The sequence below is a fragment of the Hymenobacter sp. genome (assembly GCF_031398885.1).
Lineage (GTDB): Bacteria > Bacteroidota > Bacteroidia > Cytophagales > Hymenobacteraceae > Hymenobacter.
Genome location: NZ_JANNOD010000021.1, coordinates 13,069 through 35,563, shown reverse-complemented (window position 1 = coordinate 35,563; position 22,495 = coordinate 13,069). Strand labels below are relative to the sequence as shown.

Genomic DNA, 22,495 nt, shown 5'->3' with positions numbered 1-22,495 from the left:
ACGGGAAATGAAACTAATACCCCGGATTTTGGTCGGCCGGAGTCAGGGCAGTGTTGGCGTTCAATTCATTTTCCGGAAGAGGCAGCAACATGGTCCTCAGGTTTTCGGACATGCGGAAGTCGAAGCCGACCGCGAACGTGGGGTTGTTGTTGTGCTTGCGGATGGCCCGCAGGTAGTAGTCGGTCCCCTTGCGGCGCACGTCGTACCACATGTGCATTTCGCCAAACAGCTCGTACTGCCGCTCCAGTAGTATCCGCTCCCGGAATTGGTCTTTGGTCAAGCCCGCGAAGTTGGCGGGCTGGGTAGCCGCTGGGGTGGCGCTCGTGCGGGCGCGGGCCAGCACCTGGTTCACGTACTGGTAGGCCCCGGCGGGCCCGTTAATTTCGTTTTCGGCTTCCGCCAGGCTCAGCAGCACGTCGGCGTAGCGGAGGTATATTAGGTTATGGTTGCCTTGGTTGCTGACAAATCCGGGGTCGGTAAACTTAATCATGTACGGCCAGCCCTGGGTGGTGAGGTTATCGGGGTAGACCAAAGTCCGGGTGTTCGGGTTGGTCCGGTTGGCAAACGTGCTTTGGAAGGTAGTCGGGAAGCGCGGGTCGCCGGGGTAGCGGGTCCGGTGGTCGTCGTAAATCTCCTTGTTCACCCGAATGCGGGCAAAGGGCTGCCCGAACGGCGGGTTGGCCAGCGGCGTGAGGTAGGAGTTAGTCGGATTGAAGAGCGTGGTCAACTGACCCAGGGGGGTGCCTTGCACGGCCGAAAACTGCACCTCGAAAATGGCTTCCCGAGAGTTTTCCCTGGTCACGTCCCACAAATCGGCGAAGCGGGGCAGCAGAATGTACGCCCCGCTGCTCACCACTTTCAGCAGCTCGGTTTTGGCCAGCTGCCAGTTGGGGGAGGCCGGGTCGTTGCCGGCCAGGGCGATGTACACCTTGCCCAGCAGCGCGGGCGCCGCGTATTTATGCGGGCGGTCAATGGCCTGGCCGGCGGGTTCGGGCAGCAGCGTGGCCGCCTGGTTAAGGTCGGCGATAATCTGCTGGTATACTTGCTCGGTAGTGGCCCGGGGAATGTTCGTGTTTTCCTGGGTGGTGGGCTCGGTGCGCAGCGGTACGCCCCCGTACAGCCTTACCAGGTTGAAGTACATCATGCCGCGCAGAAAATAGGCCTGCCCCAGAATGTTGTTCTTCACCGGCTCGTCAAAACTTGATTCTTGCACGTTGGCAATGATGTCGTTGGTGCGCGCGATAACTTCGTACGACCGCCCCCACACGGTACCGATAAATACGATGCCTGGCACCAGCTCCAGCGTATTAAGGGCATTGGTGGCCTGCTGGTTGGTAAGGCAGCCCAGGCCCGATGTTTCCAGCAGCTGCGGATACGCGCCCCCGAAAAGATTGAAGTTGGACGCGGACGCGTAGGCCGCGTTCAGCACGGAATTGGCCCCCGTGGGGGTGTTATACAGTTCCACTGAGTAGAACGTGTACGGCTCTTCCTCCAAAAATTCCTTGTCGCAGGAAGCAAGGGTCAGGAGCAGGAGCGCTGCCCAGAAAGACTTATTCGTGATTTTCATGAGTACCGCTGGATTAGAAAGTTGCCGTCACGCCGAAGGTTAGTCCCCGGGAGTTGGGGTAGGAGTTTTGGTCGACTCCAATGCGGCCCGAGTCAAACCCGAAGCTGTTCACTTCGGGGTCAAATCCCTTGTATTTGGTGAGCAGCGCCAGGTTCCGGCCCGTCACGTTGAAATCGATTGCCTTGAGGCCGCCGGGTTTTTTGAGCGCCAGTTTGTAGCCAATGGTCGCGGTAGAGAAGCGCAGGAAGCTGGCATCCTGGACGAAGACATCCACGAAGTTGCTGAGATTGTAGCCGACCCGGGGGTACACGTTGGACGGATTGTCGAGCGACCAAGCGTTTTCGTAGTATTCGGTCAGCACGTTGTTGGTGTTGCTTAGGTTAGCCAGCCGGGCCTCCGTGGCATTGACCAGCTGGTTGCCGTAGGTGCCGTCCAGGAAAACCCCGACGGAGAAGGCTTTATAGGTGAAATTAGAGGTGAAGCCGAAGGTGAAGTCCGGGTTCGGGTCGCCGATAATCACCCGGTCGGTCGCCGTCACGTTGCCGTCACCGTTGGTGTCCACGATGCGGTAGTCGCCGGGCTGGGGCCGGGTTCCGTTGATGAGCACGCCCACCGTCTCGTCCGCGCTCTGGTAGATGCCGTTGGTTTTGTAGCCGTAAAACACGCCGATGGGCTGGCCGACGGCAAACAGGTTGATGGGGGTATTGACAAACTGGCCCGATACGTTCAGGCCGGGGCCCACGTAAAACTCTCCCGGTACGCCGAACAGGGTGGAAGGCGGCAGGGCAAGGTCCAGGATTTTGTTGCGGTTGAACGACATGTTCGCGCCGACGTTAAAATTCAGGTCCGGCGTTTCCACCACGAGGCCGTTGACGGCGAATTCAATGCCTTTATTCTCCAGCGAGCCCCGATTGGAGGTAATTGTGCCAAACCCGGACGACAGGGCCAGGGGAAAGTTTTGCAGCAGGTCGGTAGTTTGCTTGTAGTAGGCATCCACGCTACCCGTCACCCGGTCCGTGAAAAAGCCAAAATCAACGCCGATGTTGCCCTGCCGGGTGGTTTCCCAAATCAACCGGTCGTTGCCAATGTTCGCAGGACCGGCTCCAACTACGGGCGTGTTGCCGGAAACGTAGGTGTTGTTGGGGCCGGTGGAGTACCGGGTGAAGGTGTTATAAGCATTGATGCTCTGGTTGCCCGTTTCGCCGTAGCCTCCGCGCAGCTTGAGGGTGGAAACGTAGCTGGAGCCCTTCAGAAAATCTTCCTCGTTCAGCAGCCAGGCGGCCGACACGGCGGGAAACAAGCTATACTTATTACCGTCGGCAAACTTGCTGCTGCCATCGAGGCGGCCCGAAAGCGTGAGGACGTAACGGTCTCTAAGCGAATAGTTGACCCGCGCCAGCACCGAAAAAAGCTCGGTTTTGCTTTTGTTGAACGTAGAAGGAAAGAGCACCGAGCCGGTTCCTAAGCCGTCCGTGCGCAGCGACTGGTCGAAGAAGTTGGCGTTGGAAACCGTGCCGTCCGCCAATAGGGTGTTGTCGTAGGTCACCCCGAAGGTGCCGTTGATGCGGTTGGTCGGGTTGAAAGCTTTGTTGAAGAGCAGCAGGTTTTCAATCAGGTAGTATTTGCGGTCCAGGTCCGCTTTGCCCACAATGCCGTTGTTGTTGAGGCCGGCAAACGTGCTCAGGCCGAAGTAGCGGGAGCGCACCTTGTCGCGGTAGTCCCCGGCGAGGTTGAGCCTGTAAGTGAAAATGTCGGATATGCGGTAGTTCAGCGACAGGTTGCCGATGATGCGCTGCTCCTGGCTGATGTCGTCGTAGTCCTGGATGAAGCTGCGGGGCCCGGTGAGTTCCTGGTTGGGGTCGTCAAAGTTCTGGGCGGCGCTGAGCAGGGGTTGGGCCTGTAGCATCTGGGCTATCAGGCTGGTGTTGGCCACGGCCTGGGGCTCTGTGCTCGACGTCGAGTTCAGGGTAACCAGCGAGCCGGCCGTACCGAAATCAATGGACAGCTTGTCGGACAGGCGCTGGGTCAGGTTTATTTTTATGTCTCCTCGGGTAGAGCCGGTCCGGTCGATAATGCCCTTTGTGTCGAGGTAGCCGCCGGCTACGTAGTACTTTGTGTTGCCTTCTTTGGACCCGCCGCTCGCCGAAAGCCGGTACGTTTGAGCCACGCCCGTGCCCTGCACGTCCCGCTGCCAGTTAATGGATTGAATCGTGTCCGCGTTGAAAAGTACCGGTCCGCCCGCCAGCGTGCTTAACTGGTTGCGGTAGCGGGCGTAGCTGGCCCCGTCCAGCACGTTTAGGTACTTGCTGGTGCGCGAGAGTTGGGTATTGGCCGTAAACGTTATCGTCGGGGCCCCGGCCTTGCCCCGCTTGGTCGTGATGATGACGACCCCGTTGGCTCCCCGGGAACCGTAGATAGCCGTGGCCGAGGCGTCCTTTAGCACCTCAATACTAGCAATATCCAGGCTATTAATGGCCGTCAGGCCGTTTTGCTGGGTCACGGCGTCGCCCCCGGCAATGGCCCCCGACGTGGGGTTGCGAACGTCTTCCGTGGCGCTGTTGATGATAATGCCGTCCACCACGTAAAGCGGCTCGTTGTCGCTGCGCAGGGAGTTAGTACCCCGAATTTTGACGCTTACCGCCGCGCCCGGCTGCGAGCTCTGCTGCTGCACGCTCACCCCCGGCGCCCGACCGCGCAACAAGGCATCGGGGCTGTTGAACTGCACTGCGTCCTGCTGCCGGGGCGTGACGCTGGAAATGGCCCCCGTAATGTCCCGGCGCTGGGACTCGCCGTAGCCCACTACGACCACTTCGCTCAGGGAGCTAACGCTCGCGGTCAGCCGCACGGAGATGTCAGCGGCATCCCCAACGGTTTTTTCCTGCGACTCGTAGCCCACCGAGCTAATTACCAGCACCGCGCCGGACGGCACGCTCAAGACAAATTTTCCGTCCGTATTCGTGGATATGCCCAGCGTGGTACCTTTCACTACCACCGTCGCCCCTGGTAATCCTTCGCCTTTCTCATCTACTACGGTGCCGCTTATCTGGCGATTTTGGGCGGCGGCCGTTAGCGTGCAAACGAGCATACAGGCCAGCGCCAGCACTGCTTTTGACCTGCGCATCAATTCAAGTAAAAAATGAATCATGGATTGGTGGGATTTACCGGAGTGGTTCCACTCCGCATTCGGGAAAAGGTGTGCGAGGAAAAAGGTGAGGCAGTACCGTTACAAAGAAGTATCTTGTCGATTCGCCCTTACTCCGCAAAATCTGCCATCTCGGCCGGCGGCGTCGCAGGCCAGGCGTTCAGGAGCTAAGCTTCGGGAATTGAGTGAGGGGTTACTTAACTCTGGCAAATAACGCCGCCCCTTAAGACCCTTGTTTCCTGTACTCTCCTGGATTTTGACGGATTTTTAATCGGACGATTAATAAATCGTGATTATTTTTTCAGGAGCTACTTCGCGTGGCACGAAAGCGTACCAGCGCAGACTGGGCGCATGTGGTTCCGGGCTCGGCCAACCCGCTACGAACTTCGCTTTCTCCTTCGTTTCGGGTCACTCAATAATGACCGTCAGGCTGCGCGCGCCGTGCGCGCCGATGACGAGCGACTGCTCGATGTCCGCCGTTTTAGAGGGGCCGGCTAGGAAGACGCCGTAGCCGTCCAGCACCGGCCGGCGGGCATAGGCCTGGTGCATGGTGGCCACCAGGTTGGCACGGTCCAGTACCAGCACCAGGTGCTGGGCGATGGTGGGCAGCGCCCGGTGCAGCATGTTGACTTCGGGCAGCCACACGGCGCCGTTCTCCGCCACGCCCAGCTCCCCGCGCAGCACCGCCAGGTCCACGGTGGCTAGCACAGTCGTGGGCGTGCCGGCACCAACGAGGACCGTGGCGGGAATTAGTGCCGAAGCAACGCGAAGTTCATTGGGGTAGAGGCGGGCAACCGTCTCGGCCAGGCGGGCCGGCTCCGGCAGCGTCACTACCTGCCCGCCAATGCTTGCCAGCAGGGTGGAAAATTTCTCGACCGAAGCGTCGCCCGAAAAATGCGGTACCGCGGGCAGTGGGGTCTGGGCGGGCTGGGCGCCGCGCACGGCGGCCAGGATGGTGGCGCGGGTAGTGGCACTCATGCGGTGGGCGCGCTGGTCGGCTGCTGGGCGTGCCACTCGCGGAAGCTCTGCCGGGGCGGGGCCGGCAGCTCGCGGGCAATGGCCCAGGGGTTGTAGCCGGGGGCGTGGCTCAGGCCGTGGGGCACCAGGCGCAGGCCCAGCCGCGCCACCGCGCCGCCCGCCCGAAACAGGCCCGGCCGGGCCAGCACCCGGCTCAGCAGCTTCATGCTGTACTTTTTGCTGGCCGGCAGCATTCCTTCGGCGCCCAGCACCTGCCGCCACTTATAGAGCTGGGTGTGGATGTCGATTTTGACCGGGCAGACGTCGGTGCAGGAGCCGCAGAGCGTGCTGGCGAAGGGCAGCGAGGCGTGCCGCCGCATGTCGATGTTGGGCGACAGAATCGCACCAATCGGTCCCGGGATGGTGAAGTCGTAGCTGTGGCCGCCGCTGCGCCGGTACACCGGGCAGGTGTTCATGCAGGCTCCGCAGCGGATGCACTTGAGCGAGGCCCGAAAATCAGGCCGGCCCAGCTGCTGGCTGCGGCCGTTGTCAACCAGCACCAGATGCAGCTCCCGACCCGGTAAGGGTCGGGTGAAGTGCGAGGTGTAGGTGGTGATGGGCTGGCCGGTGGCGCTGCGGGCCAGCAGGCGGGTGAACACGGCCAGGTCGGCGAGCCGCGGCAGCAGCTTTTCGATGCCCAGGCAGGCAATGTGGACGCGGGCCAGGTTGATGGCCAGGTCGGCGTTGCCCTCGTTGGTGCACACCACCACCGCCCCGGTTTCGGCCACGGCGAAGTTGACCCCGGAAATGGCGACTTCGGCGGCCAGGAATTTCTCGCGCAGGTGCTGGCGGGCGGCCTCGGTGAGCTGCTGGGGGTCGGTAAGGCCTTTGTCGGTGCCCAGGTGCTGCCAGAAGGTTTCGCCCACGTCCTCCTTGGTGAGGTGGATGGCGGGCAGCACCACGTGGCTGGGGGCCTCGTCGCGCAGCTGAATGATGCGCTCGCCCAAGTCGGAGTCAATCACCTCCACGCCGTGGCCGAGCAGGTGCTGGTTCAGGTGACACTCCTCGGTGAGCATGGATTTGCTCTTGACCACCCGCGTGGCGCCGGCCGCTCGCACGATGCCGAGCACGATTTCGTTGTGCTCGGCGGCATCGGCGGCCCAGTATACCTGCACGCCGTTGGCCAGCGCCGCGGCTTCAAACTGGAGCAGGTATTCGGAGAGCCGGCTCAAGGTGTGGTCCTTGATTTGGGATGCCAGCTCGCGCAGCTCTTGGAACTCGGGCAGAGCATACACCGCCCGGTCGCGCTTCTGGCGCACCATCCACAAAGTTTCGTCGTGCCAGGTGGTGCGCTCGGCATCGAGTAAAAAGAGGTCGGAACGGTCGGCGTGGTTTTGGCTCATGAGAGGGCTCCATTGAAAATTTCAGCGGCGTGCCGCACTTGCAGGGGCAGCTTCTGCCGGCGCACGATGCCTTCCAGGTGCATCAGGCACGACATATCGCCGCCGGTCAGCACCTGCGTGCCGTTGCGCACGTGGTCCTGCATCCGGTCGTGGCCCATGCGGGCCGAGATGCCGGCCTCCGACACGCAAAACGTGCCCCCGAAGCCGCAGCATTCGTCGTTGCGGTCCAGCTCGGTCAGCTCCAGGCCCGTCAAGCCCGTGAGCAGCCGACGCAGCTGGCCGTCGCGCACGGGCGTTATCTCCGATTCGTTGGCCTGGTGCAGGCCGCGCTGGCCGTGGCAGCTCAGGTGCAGCCCTACCTTGTGCGGGTAGGCACCCGGCAGCTCCGTCACGCCCAGCACCTGGGTAATGAAGTCGAACAGCTCCACCGTGGCCGTGCGCACGTGCTGCACGGCCGGCGTCTGGTCGATGACATCGAAGTGCTTGCGCACGTGGTACACGCAGCTGCCGGCGGGCCCCACCACGTAGTCGTAGTCTTGAAATGTCTCCACAAAGTGCCGGTACACCGGCCGGGCTTCCTGCTCGCAGCCGCTGTTGGCCATGGGCTGGCCGCAGCAGGTTTGCTGGGCGGGAAAGGCGGCCCGCACCCCAAGCTTGGCTAATAACTGCAACGAGGCTACCGCCACTTGCGGGTAGAACTGGTCGACGTAGCAGGGAACGAACAAGGCAACTTTCATGGGGCAAGCGGGACGGTTGGGGGCGCTACAGTGACCGCCGGCCAGGATTAGTTGAACAGCGCTTCGGTTTTTTTCAACGCCACGCCTTGCTCTAGGTGCAGCAAAGCCCCGAGGGCCGTGGCCTGGGGCACCTCCAGCGTGCGGATGCTGACGGCCGGAAATGCCTCGGCCAGCAGTTGGCGAAACAGCGGATTGCGGGCAAATCCTCCGTCGAGGAACAGAATATTCTCGTCCTGCCGCACCAGGTTGATGGAAGCCGCCAGGATATTCACCAGCCCGCGCAACAGGTGCTGGTAGGCCTCGGCGGCCGTGCTGAAACCCGACAGGTCCCAGGCCCGGGCGGGCACCTCCGGGAAGGGGCCGGTGCCGTGCATGCACCAGGGCCAGAACGGCTCGGCACGGGGGTCGGCGGGCCGCACCTGCACCAGGGACTGGTAAAAATCGGGGCGGACGTGGAAGTGGTTGGCAATGTGCTGCACCTGGTAGTCGTGCTCGCGGCCCAGAAACACGCGGGCCGCCGGCACCGGCTGGCCCTTGGGCGTGAGGTAGCTCAGGCAGTCGCGGCGCAGCAGCTCGGGGGTGAGCGGCTGGTGGTTGAAAGGGTTGAAGGTGATGGCCCAGGTGCCGGTCGAGACGAGCAGAAACGGCTGGTTGGTTTCGCGCAGGTAGGGCAACACCGCCGCCGAGGAGTCGTGCAGGCCCACGCCCACCAGTACCCCGTCGATGACCGTGGCCACCGAGTCCTGGGTGAGCGGGGCCAGCTTCTCCTCCAGGCCCTCGCGCCGCACCCAGGCGTGGTAGTCGCCAGCCGCAAAATTCCAGAGGCCCGTATGGCAACCCACGGAGGTATAGTCGCTGAACTTCTCGCCCGAAATCAGGTACGACAGGTACTGGGGCAGGTGCAGGGAAGTATGTACGCGGGCGTACAGCTCCGGCTTGGCGTACTTGAGCCAGTACAGTTGCAGGCCCGAGTTGAGCATTCCCAGCCGGGGCGAGCAGGTAACCGCCGGAAAATCGGGGGCCGCCCCGTCCAGCGCGGCATCGAACTGGGCGGCCAAGCCGGCAGGCAGCGGCTTAAGGTAGCTGTAGAGCGGGGCCACCGGCTGCCCATCGGCCCCCAGGTGCACGAAGCTGGCCCCGTAGGCCGCGAAGTTCACGCCCTTGAGCAGATAGTTGGGGTGCTGGCGCAGCAAGTGCCAGTTGCTGAGCACCCAGTGGCTGAGCCGCTCCAGCGTTTCGCACGGGTAGCCGTCGTCGTCAATGGTGTCGAGACACTCCTGCTGCTGCTCGTCGATAATCTGCCGGTTCTCGTCGAAGAGAATGACTTTCTTGTTGGTTTTACCCACGTCGAAGACGGCGTAGACTGGCTTTTTCATAATCCGGTAGAAAGGGCCCGCAAGCCGCGTTGCTTAGTTAGTTGGTCGCGCACTTGCAGGGCGCGGCAGGCCATCACCGGCCGCAGCGCCCCGCCCGCCTGCCGGTAGGCTTCGGCCACGAGCGGCCGTACGTCGGTCAGAAAGGCGTCGCGGAGCAGGTCCTCCGCCCGCGCGGCGTCGTTGGCCTGCTGAGCTTCCTCCAGTGCCGCCCGGTCCACGAGCAGGGCCTTGGCGTAGGCCGTGAGAATGTTGTCGACGGATTGCAACAAGTCTTCGAGCGGGTCCTTGGTGTTGTGGCTGGCGTCAATCATGTAGGCCACGGCGGGGTTGCGCACGGCCGGGTCTTGGCCAGCGTCGACCAGCTCGTTGAAAATCAGAAACAGCTGGAAGGGCTTGATGCTGCCGGTGGTCAGGTCGTCGTCGCCGTACATCGAACCGTTGAAATGAAAACCGCCCAGCCGTCCGAAGTGCTGCAAGCGGCCCACCAGCTGCTCGATGTTGGTGTTGGGCAAATGATGGCCCAGGTCCACGAGCACCTGCGCCTGGGGGCCCAGCGCCTGGCATAGCGCCAGCGAAGTGCCCCAGTCGGGGATGACCATGGAATAGAAATTGGGCTCGTAGGGCTTGTATTCCACCAAAACCGTCCAGTCGGGGGAGGGCAGGGCGGCCACGATGGCGGCCAGGCTGTCCTGCGTGCGCTGGTACGCACGCCGAAAGTGCTGCTGGCCGGGAAAGTTGCTGCCGTCGGCCAGCCAGACGGTGTGCGTGGTAGCCCCCAACTGCGCGCCGTATTGGATGCACTCCGCGTTGTGGGCGACGGCCTGCTCCCGGACGGCCGCGTCCGAATGGGCCAGCGAGCCGAACTTGTACGAAATCGGCTGGTCGGGTTGGTCCTGGAAGGTATTGGAGTTCACCGAGTCGATGCGCAGGCCGGCGGCTTGCAGCTGCTGGCGCACCGCCGCCACGTCGCCGGGGATATCCCACGGAATGTGCAGGGAAATGGCATCCGATGACCCGTTGAGCTGGTGCAGCAAGCCCACGTCGGCTATTTTTTCGGCCAGGCTGCGGGGCTCGCCGCCCCCCGGAAACCGCCCGAACCGCGTGCCGCCCGTGCCCAGCGCCCAACTGGGAATGGCGACCTGGAAGGTGACCAGTTTTTCAATCACATCGGCGGCCTGGCGGCCCAGCGTGTCGTGCAGGTAGCACAGCGCCGCCTCGTGGGCCGTCATCAGGGGTTGGTTGAAATCGTGCAGTTGTTGAGTGGAAATCATGATAGGGGCAGAAAAAAGCGGAAAAGGCAAGCATTAAGCAAGAGGAAACCAAGCGCACAAAATCAATTCAACCTACTATTCATCAACGAATCAGGACTCACTGGCGGGGGTTTCCATTACCAAATCTGGTTGTCTCGGCAAACTGCCCGCCCTGCTTGTCGGCTGGAATCGTGTTGTCATCCAGTTTGACGTTAGCGCACCCTTGCAGGTAGATAGCGGCCGTTTCGCTGGGTAAGGTTCCGGTTTGGCAGGCGTTTTCCACCGAGTTGCCCTGCAGGGTCAGCCCGTCCACGCCGGCAACGAAAATCCCGCTACTCTGCGCGCCGCTCACTTTGTTGTTCTCGAAGGTGATGTTGCGCAGGCTGCCGGGCACTTCGGCGGCCTTGTCGCCCTCCAGCCGAACGTAGGCGCACAGCGCCCCCGGCACGGAGCGGCGGCCCGGCTTTTTCTCGCTGTAGAGCCCGCAATTGCGGATGTTATTATTACGCACCAGCACGTTGCGGCTGGGATACGACTCGAAGAAAATGTGGTGTTCCGCCCCCACCCAGATGCCCAGCTGGGTGGTATTCTCGACCGTGCAGTTTTCAATCGTCACGTTCTGCTCTTTGATGATAATTCCCCGCGCCCGGATATTGCGAAACGTCGAGTTGGTAATCGAGGCACTGGATAAACGGCTGGTGGTGGCCAGCGCGTAGGACTCCGCCACCCTTGCGGGAAGCGCCGTGGTGAAGCGCAGCAGGAATTTCCGGTCGTACGGCGACTTGTTGGTCGCGTACTCCACTTTCATTGACGCGACGCGCACCATGCTGGCGGGGTTGTAGAACTCCACGCTGTCGCCGGCCCCGGGCATCGTCTTGGCCTCGTGGTTTTTGATATCAACCAGAATAGTCTGGTCGTCCACCTTTTTTACTACCCGAAAAAACCGGTCGACGTGCAGGTTGATTCCGTCGTCTCCCAGGCCGGCAATGGCGCAGTTATTAATTTTTAAGCGCCCCCCGCAATGGCCCAGGTTGAGCCCGTCGGCGGTGGTGGACATGATGCGGCCCTTGCCCGGCAGGATATTGAACCGCTCCAGGGTCACGTTCGTGTTGTTGCGGGAGACGAACCCCATGCCCGCCGCCGTTCGCACGGCCACGCCCTCCAGCACGACGTTGGCGGAGTTGGCAATGTAAAAAGCATCCCCGCCGTACACGTGGTGGCGGACGACCAACAACGTGCCCACCTTGAGTGGTTGGGTCGGCTTGGTTTTTTCGTGCAGGCGGAGCACCTGCGGGGCAATCAGCTCGGTGCGCTCCACGGTGTTGTAACTGTCTATTCTCCCAATCGGGGTTTCCGTTTGGGCGTCGTAGTCCATGTACGCGCCAACCAACTCACCGCCTTGCACCGGAAACTGCGGCCTGATGGCGACATCAAACGAGTTTTCGGCGGTTTTTACCACCGTGCCCACGGAAAAAGACGGCCGCTGGTAGTCGATGGAGAAGTTCCGCAAAGTCAACCCCTGCACGCTCCGCACATCGAAAACCAGGTCGGGCCGCTTGCGTCTCAGATAGGCTGGCGGGTAATGAAACAAAAGCTCCGCGCCGTTGCCTTCCAGCGTAAATTTTCTCAACCCAACCAGTCGGAAAATGCTTGCCGAGCTGTCGGTATCAACAAACAGGTCGTAGCGCCCTTTGGGGAAATAAAGCGTCGAATTTTCGGGTTTGCAAGCCGCCAGGGCTTGCCGGATGGCCACCAGGTCGTTCTTGCCGTCGTTGGCCTTGGCTCCAAACTTGGCCACGCTCACGATATTCTTTTCCGGTCGGTTGGGCCCTTGCATTTGGCCTGCCAGCGCCGCCAAGTCCGGGCGGTCAACCAAGGAAAGGAGGAGCAGGCCGCCCAACAAACAAGCCCCTGAAAGTTTCATGCGAATTGGTTGAAGTAGGCGGAATTGAGCGACCAGCCGCAAAGCTGCCGACCAAACGAGCCCGGACTATTCTGTACTCACCTGCTTTCGGCCTACTTTTTTACAGCGAGCCGCGCCGGATGGTGTAGAAGGGGTTTTTGACCTTGATACGCTTCTTTTCCAGAATGAGCTGGGCGGCGGTGCGGCCCATCTGCTCGAAATCCGTCGTGATGACGGTCATGTTGAGCAGCTCCTTGAGGGGCGTTTCGTTGAAGGTGATGATGCCGATTTCACGGCCCAGCAAGTAGCTGGTTTGCCGGACTTTCTTGACCAGTTCCACTAGGTCGGTTTCCCGCACCACCACGTAGGCCGTGCCCGGCGTCAATACCTCGTCGGTGGCGTTGTCCTTCACGGCCACCTGCTTGTCGTTGTAGCGGCAGAACTGGCGAAACCCCCGGTCAATTTCCACCGGGTAGTTGTCGTCGCTGGGCAAAATCATGGTCATGCGCGGGTAGCGCTCCAACTCTTTGGCTAACGCGTCGAGCGCCCCGCCAATGTCCCGGTTGAAGTCCTGAAATACCCCCGGTACCTGCCGGTTAAGCTCCGGAATGTCCTTGTCGAGCAGCACCAGCTCTTCCGCCGGAATCAGCTCCAGTACCTTCAGGTATTCCTCTTGGCTGGTGGCCAGGGTGAAATGGGGCATCACCACGTAATAATTGTACTTGCCCAGGCTGCGCTCGATGATTTCCTGAAAAAGGTGCGCATTGTAGTGGTGGATTTGCAAATCAACCGTGGCCTGGTCACCGAGGGCCTCGATGAAAGCATAATAAATCAGTTTTTTATACGAGCTGAGCTTGTTGAACACCAGCAGGATTTTGAGCTTCGTGTCGCCGTGGGCCTGCACGTAGTAGCCCTTGCCCTGCACCGAGGTAAGGAAGCCCCGTTCGCGCAGCTCCCGATAGGCTTTCTCCACGGTATCGCGGGCCAGGTCGTATTCCCCGCTCAGCTCGGTGATGGTGGGCAGTTGCGCGCCATCCTTCAGCACCCCCCGCTCAATATCGGCGATGAACGACTGTACAATTTGCTTGTACTTCGGCATCTTATCGGCGGGCTTTAACTGGAGCTTATACATAACGGGGGAAAGACAATAAAAGAGCATTATCAGCCCCAAGGCCGATGCCTCTTTAAATCTGGGATTTCAGCGGACAACCCGAAATGTACAAAAAAGCAGAGAACCGGCCCACCGGCCAGCCCTCTGCTTTGTGTAAAAACGGCCGGCTAGCGCACGAAAGCGGTGGCCACGCCGCCGTCTACGTTGAGCACGTTGCCGGTGCTCTTGCTCAGGCTGCCGTCGACGAACACGCGCACGGCTTTGGCAATGTCCTCGGCCAGCAGCTCCTCGCCCAGCAGCGTGCGCTTAGCGTAGTGATTGGGCAGCTCTTCTACCGAAATACCGTAGGCCTTGGCGCGGCCGGCGGCCCAGTCGCCTTCCCAGATTTTGGAGCCGCGCAGCACGGCGTCGGGGTTCACGGTGTTGACGCGGATTTTATCGGCGCCCAGCTCGGCGGCCAACAGGCGGCTCATGTGCAGCTGGGCGGCTTTGGCCGTGCCATAGGCCACGTTATTGGGGCCGGCCACGAGGCCGTTCTTGCTGGCGATGTTCACAATATCGCCGCCCAGCTGCTGCTGACGCAGAATCTCCACCGCGCACTGGCTCACCAGGAACTGGCCCTTCACCAATACGTCCTGCAGGATGTCCCAATCGGCCTGCGTGGTGTCGGCCAGCGGCTTGCTGATGCTCAGGCCGGCGCAGTTCACCACAATGTCCACCCCGCCGAACTGCAACACGCTGTTCCGTAGCGCCCCACTGATTACGTCGGCACTGGTTACGTCAATGGCCGTGGCCAGCACGTTGTCCTGCCCGAATTGCTGGCGCAGTTCGGTTTGCGTTTCCTCCAGCAAGTCGCGGTCGGTGGCTACCACGCAGGCGCCTTGTTCAAGCAGCGCCTGACAGATAGCCTTGCCGATGCCCCCAGTCCCACCCGTGACAAAGGCAATTTTTCCCGACAGCGACTTGGGAGCGGGCATCCGCTGGAGCTTGGCTTCTTCCAGCAGCCAGTATTCGATGTTAAAGGCCTCCTGCTCGGGCAGGCCCTGGTAGGTGCTCACCGCCTCGGCCCCGCGCATCACGTTGATGGCATTGGTGTAGAACTCGGCGGCCACGCGGGCGGTCTGCTTGTCTTTGGCAAAGCTGAACAAGCCCACGCCGGGCCAGAGGATGATGACCGGGTTGGCGTCGCGGATGGCGGGAGAATTATCGTGCTTGCAGCGCTCGTAGTAGGCGGCGTACTCGGCCCGATAAACTTCAAACTGGCCCGTCAAGTAGGTTTTGATGCCGGCCGCATCAGACTGCATCACGTCAGCGTCGAGCACCAGGGGGCGAATCTTGGTGCGCAGAAAATGGTCGGGGCAGGAGGTACCCTTAGTGGCGAGGCGGGCCAGGTCGTACGAGTTCACGAATTCCAGCACGCGGGCGTCGTCGGTGTAGTGGCCCAGCATGCGGCGCTGGCTGCTGGCCAGGCCGCGCAGAACGGGCATTACGGCAGCGGCGGCGGTGCGGCGGGCGGCGGCATCCAGGGTTTGGGCGCGCTGCTCGCCGCCAAAAACGGGGCTCTTTTTGCCGTAGCGGGCTTCGAGGTAAACAGCCGCCTGCTCAATGACTTCGAGCGTGTTCATGTACGACTCGTAGCTCGTGTCGCCCCAGGTAAAGAGGCCGTGGCCACCGAGGATGACGCCGCGCAGACCGGGGTGGTCGGCCACAATTTTTTCCAGCTGCAGGCCCAGGTCGAAGCCCGGCTTCTGCCAGGGGAGCCACCCCATGGTGTCGCCCCAGATTTCGCGCATGATGGCTTCGCCGTCCTGGCTCGCTGCAATGGCAATCAGCGCGTCGGGATGCAGGTGGTCGATGTGCTTGAAGGGCAGCAGGCCGTGTAGGGGGGTGTCGATGCTGGGCGTGGCGCATTTGGGGTCGAAGAGGCAGTACTCGAACAAGCCCACCATCTCGTCCTCGTGCTCCAATCCGCGGTAGCGGTTTTTGAGCTGGTGCAGCTTCTCGACGTATAGGTTGGCGCAGCCCTTGCGGGTGAGCGTGCCAATGTCGCCGCCCGAGCCTTTTACCCACATCACCTCCGCGGGCTGGCCGGTAACGAGGTCCGTTTCCGTGATTTTGCAGGACGTGTTGCCCCCGGCGTAGTTGGTCAGGCGCAAATCAGCCCCCAATAGATTAGAACGGTACAGGAACAGGGCGACTTCATCGCCGGCCAACTCGGCGGCCTTGGCCTCGTCCCAGAGGTAGCTGACGTGTTGGAAGGTAGCAGTGGCACTCATGGCGCAGCAAGGTTGCGTTCCGGCGACAAACCGGGAACAGGTTAAATCACTTTCGACAAAGTTCGCCGCCGCCTCCCGGCTCAATGTCCTGTACTCTCCTGCTATTTCACGATTTTATGGAAAGTGCGCGCGCGCAAATTTTCACTGGCCTGAAGCCAGCGGTTGGTGCTACGTTTCTACGTGCACGTCGCTGCCGTGGGTGGCTACAGGAGACTACAGGAAACTTTTTCTTAATGAAGTCCCCAGCTTTGATGGAAACCTCGTGCCCACCGTGCTTGAACGCGTGATTTTTAGTGGACCGCAGTCTCATTTCCAGCGGGACTGAAAAGCTCAAAGTGGCGGAACCTCTCCCTCCAGCTACTTACGTTTCCGGCCCCGGCCAAAATTCTTACCTCCTGAGTAAATGCGCATTCTCACCGCTTTCCTTCTGCCCGTTGTCCTTCTGAACTGTCTACTGACGGGCATTTGCCGGGGACAAAGCATGAGTACAGCCGACAAGCCCCCGCCACTTACTAGCTACGAGTCCAAAGTTAACGCGCTGCTGAAAAAACTGACGCTGGAGGAAAAGATTAAAATGATTCACGCCAACTCGGCTTTCGCGGCCGGCGGCGTGCCCCGGCTGAACATCCCCGAGCTGATGATGTCGGACGGCCCGCACGGGGTCCACGCCGAACAGGGCCGCGACTGGAAACCCGTGCTCAACGTCGACGATGCCGGCACCTACCTGCCCACCAACAACACGCTGGCCGCTACCTGGAACCCGGCGCTGGGCTACGCTTACGGCGCGGTGCTGGGCCGCGAAGCCAACGCGCGGGGCAAAGACGTGATTCTGGGGCCCGGCATCAACATCATCCGCACCCCGTTGAACGGGCGGAACTTCGAATACCTGAGCGAGGACCCGTACCTGGTTTCGCGGATGGCCGTCGGCTACATCCGGGGCGTGCAGGACCAGGGCGTGTCGGCCTGCGTGAAGCATTACGCGGCCAACAACCAGGAAACTCGCCGCAAAGACATCGACGTGTACATGAGCGAGCGGGCGCTGCGCGAAATCTATCTGCCGGGCTTTAAGGCCGCCGTGCAGCAGGGAGGAGTCAACACGCTGATGGGGTCCTACAACAAGTTTCGGGGCCAGTACGCCACGGAGAATGCCTACCTGATGCTCGATATCCTGAAGGGCGAGTGGGGCTTTAAAGGACTGGTGATGAGCGACTGGTCCTCCAGCCACAACACGATGGATGCCCTGCGCAATGGCACCGACCTGGAAATGGGCACCGACCTGATGCTGGCCCGCGGCACCCTCGACCAGTCGGCCGTTGCGGCCGGGCCGGGGTTCAATAAATCCCTTTACGACCGGTTTTACCTAGCCGACCCGGCACTGGAAGCCGTACGTAAGGACCCCGCGCTAGAGCCGTTGGTTGACGACAAGGTGCGGCGCATTCTGCGGGTAATGTACGCTACCAACATGCTCGACGGGGCCAAGCGCCAGCCGGGCGCTTTCAACACCAAAGCCCATCAGGCTACGGCGCTGCGCGTGGCCGAGGAAGGCATCGTGCTGCTGAAAAACAACGGCCTGCTGCCCCTGTCAAAAACGGTGAAAAGGGTGGCCGTCATCGGGGCCAACGCCGACCGCGAGAATGCCCGCGGCGGCGGCAGCGCGCAGGTGAAAGCCAATTACGAAATCACGCCCCTGCAAGGGCTCAAAAACGAGTTGGGCAGCACGGTCCCCATCACCTACGCCGCCGGCTACAAAATTGCCCGGGGCCAGCAGGCCGACCCGCAACTGATTGCCGAGGCCGTAGCGGCAGCCAAAGCCGCCGACGTGGCCATCGTGGTGGGGGGCTCCATTCACGGCTACAGCTACCTTAAGTGGAGCGACAACGCCTACGATGCCGAAGGCTCCGACAAGCCCGACTTGAAGATGCCCTTTGGCCAGGACGAGTTGATTCGGGCCGTGGTGGCGGCCAACCCCCGCACCGTGGTGGTGCTGCTGGGCGGCGGCCCCATTGAGGTAGCGGCCTGGGCCGCGCAGGTGCCGGCCGTAGTGGAGGCGTGGTATCCGGGCATGGAAGGGGGCAACGCCCTGGCCCACGTGTTGTTTGGCGACGTGAACCCTTCGGGCAAGCTGCCTTTCACTTTTCCCGTGAAGCTGGAAGACTCGCCGGCCCACGCCCTGGGCGAGTTTCCCAGCACCCCCGGCAACCCCCTGAAACAGACGTACAAGGAAGACATTTTCGTGGGCTACCGCTACTTTGATACCTATCAAGTAGCGCCGCAGTACGCCTTCGGCCACGGCCTGAGCTACACCACGTTTCGGTACGACAAGCTGAGCGTCGTGCCCGGCAAGCGGAGTGCTAAGGTCAAGCTCATCCTGACCAACACCGGCAAAGTGGCAGGAGCCGAAGTGGTGCAGGTGTACGTTAAGGATAAAGAGGCCGCCGTTAAGCGCCCGGAAAAGGAGCTAAAGGGATTCGAGAAGGTTTTTCTGCGGCCCGGCGAAACCAAAACCGTGACCGTGCAACTGCCAGCCGAAGCTTTTCAATACTACGACGAGGCCCGCAAGCAGTGGGTGCTGGAGCCGGGCGCGTTTGAGGTGCTGGTGGGCAGTTCGTCCCGCGACATCCGGCTGACGGGCAACGTAACGCTTTAAATGGCTGGCTTTATAACTACTCACATGAAAATTCGCATTAAAACGGCGCTACTGCTGGCCCTGTCGCTGCCCGCCGCCGCCCAGGTCAAGACGGGGGCCGGGGCGGGCCAGGAATTTACCGGGGTTAAGGTACCCGTGTTCAAGCCCTTGACCCAGCCATCCGCCCCGGCGACGCTACGGGTGAAAGAATCGGTGGTGCTGGCCGCCGCGTCCACCAAGCTGTTCGGCATCTCCTACAACTGGGACCTGCTCGGGCCGCGGTTGTTTACGGAAGGCCGTCGGGCGGATTTTGTGCAAAAATTTCAAGATTTTCCCCTCTATTTCAACCGGATAGGCGGGGCGGACGGGCAGCGGTTCCACTGGAAAAACGCCCTCGGCCCGGCTGACCAGCGCCCGGCCCAATCCATGTACGAGGGCCGCCCGCCCTACGTGGCCAAGATGGGGCCGGTAGAATGGGTGCAGCTGGTCCGCGAAATCCAGCCCCAGGCCGCGGTGGTATTCGCTTTGAATTTCATTGACGAGACACCCCAGGACCACGCGGACTTGGCCGAATTTCTCGGCGGAGACGGCAAAACCAATCCCAACGGCGGGGAAAACTGGGCCGCCAAGCGCATTGCCGCCGGCTTAAAAGAACCCGTAAAAGTGGCGCTTTGGGAGCTGGGCAACGAGAACGACTGGGACAAGAAAGAAGCCATTCAGCCCGAAGAATATATCAAGCGCTGCCAGGCCACCATCGCCGCCATTCGCCGGGTGGACCCAACTGCCAAGTTTGCCGCCCACGCGGCCACCTCGCCGGGCGGGGCCAACCGGAAACGGGTGTTTGAGGGCGACTGGAGCATTTGGCACCTGAAGGTGCTGAAAGCCCTGGGGCCTGACATTTCCCACCTCGTGGTGCATCCTTATTATAAGGAGCCGGGGCAGGCGCTGCGCATTCTGGAATCCATCCGCCGGGACATCAAAACCGTCACGGGCAAAAACGACATCGGCATCTTTCTGTCGGAGCACGCGGCTTGGCCCCCGAACATCGGCCAACCGGAGCGCTACTTCCGCACCCACGCCCTGGAAGGCTGCCTGCTGGTGGCCAACCTGTTGGTGGAGCAGATGCAGTACGAGAACACCGCGGCCTGCTACTGGACGATGAGCGGGGTGCCGTGGGGCGTGTTTTACCCCAAAGGGGAAAAGGAGATTTACACGACCGGCATCTTTGATTTGCTGAAGCTGCTGGGCGGCAACCTGGGCGAAACCGTGGTGCAAAGCACCTTCTCCGGCGAGCGGACCACCCTCGGTGAAGAGTTTCTGTCGGCCAATTCCGCCGTCATGAAAAGCAAGGACGGCCTGGTGCTGTACCTGGTGAATTACGAGCCCACCGCCGCCCGCGAGCTAAGCTTGTCGTTCGAGGGCAAGTACGCGCTCCAGGAAGAAACCGTCCTTACCGGCGAGAGCTTCGACAGCCACAACTCGGCGACGGCGAAAGACATCAAAGTGAACACCCAACGCTTTCCGGGTGACAAGGTTATCAGCAAATACTCCCTGCCGGCCAAGAGCGTCGTGGTGCTGAAACTGAAAAAGCTCGGCTAATGAACTTCCCTAAAACAGCACCGAAGATTCATCATCCCCGAACCCGTTCCTTAATGAAAACCCCTCCGCATTACTCAGCAAAGGTCTTCCTGGCCTTGCTCGTTATGTTCGCCTGCTGCCGGACGCTCACCGTATCTGGCCAGCCGAGCGAGCCAGCCCGGAGTGGTATCGCTGCCGTAGCCCCAACCACGGAGCCGGCTGGGGTCATGGCAGCCTTTGGCAGTCATTCGTTGCTGAAAAACCTGGCCCCCACGCCCCCGATGGGCTTTAACACCTGGAACTGGTTCGGAAAAGCGGCAGTAAACGAGAAAATGGTGCGGGAGGTAATCGACGCCATGGCGAGTACCGGCCTGCGCGATGCGGGCTACACTTACGTTGTCGTGGACGGCGGTTGGCGCGACACCAAGCTGGGCCCGAACGGCGAGCTGCTGGCGCACCCGGTCAAGTTTCCGGGCGGCATGAAGGCGCTGGCCGACTACGCCCACGCCAAGGGGCTGAAATTCGGGGTGCACACCGTGCCCGGCACCCACGACTGCGCTGGCGACCCGGTGGGCGGCTTTGGCCGCGAGGAAGTGCAGCTGCAACAGTTTGTCGACTGGGGGCTTGATTTTATCAAGCTCGACAAATGCCAGTACGCGGGCGGCTGGAACGAGGAGCTGTTGAAAACAACCTACCTGAAATGGACCGGTCTGCTCAATAAAAGCGAGCGGGACATCCTTTTTAACGTGAGTGCCTACGAGTTTCGGGACTGGAACCCGGAGGCTTGCAACATGTCGCGGACGACACCGGACATCATGGCCAAAGTCACCACCAAAATTAGCGGCGGGGCCGTGTTTGATTCCATTGCCACCGCAAAGTTCTTCTGGAGCGTGATGCACATTGCCGAGGAAAACAACAAGCTGGCGAAATATGCCCGGCCCGGCTACTGGAACGACGCGGAAATGCTGGTGACCGGCGACCAGGGGCTGACGCTGGAGGAGCAGAAAATTCACTTTGCGCTCTGGGGCATCATGTCGGCCCCGCTGTTCATCGGCAGCGACCCGCGCAACATGCCCGCGTACGAGAAGAACATCCTACTCAACAAAACGGCCATCCAGATAAACCAGGACCCCACCGAACAGGGCACCCGCCTGAAAGCGGTGGACGGCAGTGAAATCTGGACCAAAAAGCTTAAAAACGGCGACGTGGCCGTGCTCTTTTTCAACCGCAACCACATGGGCGCCAAGAACGTGACGTTGCCACTGAGCGAGGTAGGCATTAAGCAAAAAGTGACCGTCAGCGACGTGTACGCCGGTAAAAAGCTGGGCGAATACAAAAGCGCCATAACCCGGTCCATCCCAGCCCGAAGCTGCCTGTACCTGCTCGTTAAGAAGTAACGGCCCATGCGAGTATTCTGGCTGGTATGCGGGCTGACCGTTGCCGGCTGGGGGCAGCTACTCCTAGCCGCTCTCTTAGCAGGAATTGGCGTGCCCATACAAGGCCGGGTAGGGGCAAACGTGAGTCCCCCATTGTCTCCGGCCGCATTTGTCGGCGTTGTCGATGGCCAGAAAACGGGCCTGTACTTGCTGAAAAACAAGCGCGGCACCGTCGCGGCCGTCACCAACTACGGCGCGCGGCTGGTGAGCCTGCGCATCAAAAGCGTGGATGTGGTGGCTGGTTTTGACAGTTTGAGCGGCTACCTGAAGTCCACCGCTCCGTATTACGGGGCCACCATCGGGCGTTACGCCAACCGCATCGCGCAGGCGCGGCTGGTCCTGGATGGCACAACCTATCCGCTCACCCCCAACAGCGGCGCAAACACGCTGCACGGGGGCAAGAAAGGCTTCCACGCCGTGGTGTGGCAGGCCCGGCAGCTTTCCGGCCGGGCGGTGCGGCTAACGTACTTGTCCAAGGACGGCGAGGAGGGCTTTCCGGGCAACCTGCGGGTGCAGGTTACTTACCGCCTCACTGACCGCGACGAGCTGCGCATTGACTACGAGGCCACTACCGACAAAGCCACGGTGGTGAACCTGACCAATCACGCATTCTTCAACCTCAACGGCGTGGGCAGCGGCTCCATTCTAGGGCACACTCTACAGCTAGCGGCCCAGCGCTATACTCCTGTTGATGCCGCCGGCATTCCTACCGGGGAGCTGAAGCCCGTGCAGGACACCCCATTTGATTTCACTACTCCGCGCGCCATTGGCTCGCTGCTGGCCGAGCCCCATCCGGAGCTGCTCAGCAGCCAGGGCTACGACCAGAATTACGAGCTGAGCGACCGGTTAGACAAACGTGGGTTGCGCCTGGCAGCAACCGTTGCCGGCGACCAATCGGGGCTGCGGCTGCGGGTGCTCACCACCGAGCCGGGGGTGCAGTTTTTCAGCGGCAATTTTATGCGGGGCAAAAACACGTTCCGTAACGGCGTTAAGGATGAATTTCGCACGGCATTCTGCCTGGAAACGCAGCATTTCCCCGATGCGCCCAACCGGCCCGCCTTTCCCTCCACGGTGCTGCGGCCCGGCCAGCGGTACGCCAGCCGTACCGTCTATCACTTCACTTACTAGCTTTT

General features: G+C 61.3%; 14 protein-coding genes. 4 read left to right on the top strand and 10 right to left on the bottom strand.

Annotation, left to right across the window (positions count from 1 at the left end; translation table 11 throughout):
- Positions 1–13: 13 nt before the first annotated feature.
- From RMO51_RS02970 to RMO51_RS02925, 10 genes are all read right to left on the bottom strand, one after another.
- Positions 14–1,567: a RagB/SusD family nutrient uptake outer membrane protein gene (locus RMO51_RS02970; protein WP_310391843.1), complete on the bottom strand. Its 1,554-nt coding sequence runs from the start codon at positions 1,565–1,567 to the stop codon at positions 14–16.
- Positions 1,568–1,580: 13 nt separating this feature from the next.
- The gene (locus tag RMO51_RS02965; protein ID WP_310391842.1) at positions 1,581–4,688 is read right to left on the bottom strand and encodes a TonB-dependent receptor; all 3,108 of its coding nucleotides are present in this window, start codon (positions 4,686–4,688) and stop codon (positions 1,581–1,583) included.
- Positions 4,689–5,117: 429 nt separating this feature from the next.
- Positions 5,118–5,687 carry an LUD domain-containing protein gene (locus tag RMO51_RS02960; protein ID WP_310391840.1) on the bottom strand — a complete coding sequence of 190 codons (570 nt, stop codon included), beginning with the start codon at positions 5,685–5,687 and terminating at the stop codon, positions 5,118–5,120.
- The gene (locus tag RMO51_RS02955) at positions 5,684–7,069 is read right to left on the bottom strand and encodes a lactate utilization protein B (RefSeq protein ID WP_310391838.1); all 1,386 of its coding nucleotides are present in this window, start codon (positions 7,067–7,069) and stop codon (positions 5,684–5,686) included. Before RMO51_RS02955 ends, RMO51_RS02960 begins: the two co-directional genes overlap by 4 nt.
- Positions 7,066–7,806: a (Fe-S)-binding protein gene (locus tag RMO51_RS02950; protein WP_310391835.1), complete on the bottom strand. Its 741-nt coding sequence runs from the start codon at positions 7,804–7,806 to the stop codon at positions 7,066–7,068. Before RMO51_RS02950 ends, RMO51_RS02955 begins: the two co-directional genes overlap by 4 nt.
- Before the next feature lie 47 nt (positions 7,807–7,853).
- Complete coding sequence (locus tag RMO51_RS02945; protein WP_310391834.1) at positions 7,854–9,182, bottom strand: FGGY family carbohydrate kinase; 1,329 nt, start codon at positions 9,180–9,182, stop codon at positions 7,854–7,856.
- Complete coding sequence (locus tag RMO51_RS02940; protein ID WP_310391997.1) at positions 9,179–10,456, bottom strand: TIM barrel protein; 1,278 nt, start codon at positions 10,454–10,456, stop codon at positions 9,179–9,181. Before RMO51_RS02940 ends, RMO51_RS02945 begins: the two co-directional genes overlap by 4 nt.
- Positions 10,457–10,550: 94 nt before the next feature.
- Positions 10,551–12,356, bottom strand: coding sequence for a right-handed parallel beta-helix repeat-containing protein (locus RMO51_RS02935; RefSeq protein WP_310391831.1), 1,806 nt, complete (start codon positions 12,354–12,356; stop codon positions 10,551–10,553).
- A gap of 100 nt (positions 12,357–12,456) precedes the next feature.
- On the bottom strand, positions 12,457–13,467 hold the full coding sequence (locus tag RMO51_RS02930; RefSeq protein ID WP_310391830.1) for a GntR family transcriptional regulator: 1,011 nt from the start codon (positions 13,465–13,467) through the stop codon (positions 12,457–12,459).
- Positions 13,468–13,613: 146 nt separating this feature from the next.
- Positions 13,614–15,722, bottom strand: a complete 2,109-nt coding sequence (locus RMO51_RS02925) for a bifunctional aldolase/short-chain dehydrogenase (RefSeq protein WP_310391828.1) — start codon at positions 15,720–15,722, stop codon at positions 13,614–13,616.
- 481 nt (positions 15,723–16,203) lie between these two features.
- On the opposite strand from RMO51_RS02925, the gene RMO51_RS02920 reads away from it, so the two are divergent.
- The 4 genes from RMO51_RS02920 (at position 16,204) to RMO51_RS02905 (ending at position 22,490) form a co-directional block, all read left to right on the top strand.
- Complete coding sequence (locus RMO51_RS02920) at positions 16,204–18,369, top strand: glycoside hydrolase family 3 C-terminal domain-containing protein (protein WP_310391826.1); 2,166 nt, start codon at positions 16,204–16,206, stop codon at positions 18,367–18,369.
- Between the two features lie 24 nt (positions 18,370–18,393).
- Positions 18,394–19,947, top strand: coding sequence for a hypothetical protein (locus tag RMO51_RS02915; RefSeq protein ID WP_310391825.1), 1,554 nt, complete (start codon positions 18,394–18,396; stop codon positions 19,945–19,947).
- Positions 19,948–20,153: 206 nt separating this feature from the next.
- Positions 20,154–21,323, top strand: coding sequence for a glycoside hydrolase family 27 protein (locus RMO51_RS02910; RefSeq protein ID WP_310391823.1), 1,170 nt, complete (start codon positions 20,154–20,156; stop codon positions 21,321–21,323).
- Between the two features lie 132 nt (positions 21,324–21,455).
- Positions 21,456–22,490 (top strand): aldose epimerase family protein, encoded by a 1,035-nt coding sequence (locus RMO51_RS02905; RefSeq protein WP_310391821.1) that lies wholly within the window; start codon positions 21,456–21,458, stop codon positions 22,488–22,490.
- Positions 22,491–22,495: the final 5 nt, after the last annotated feature.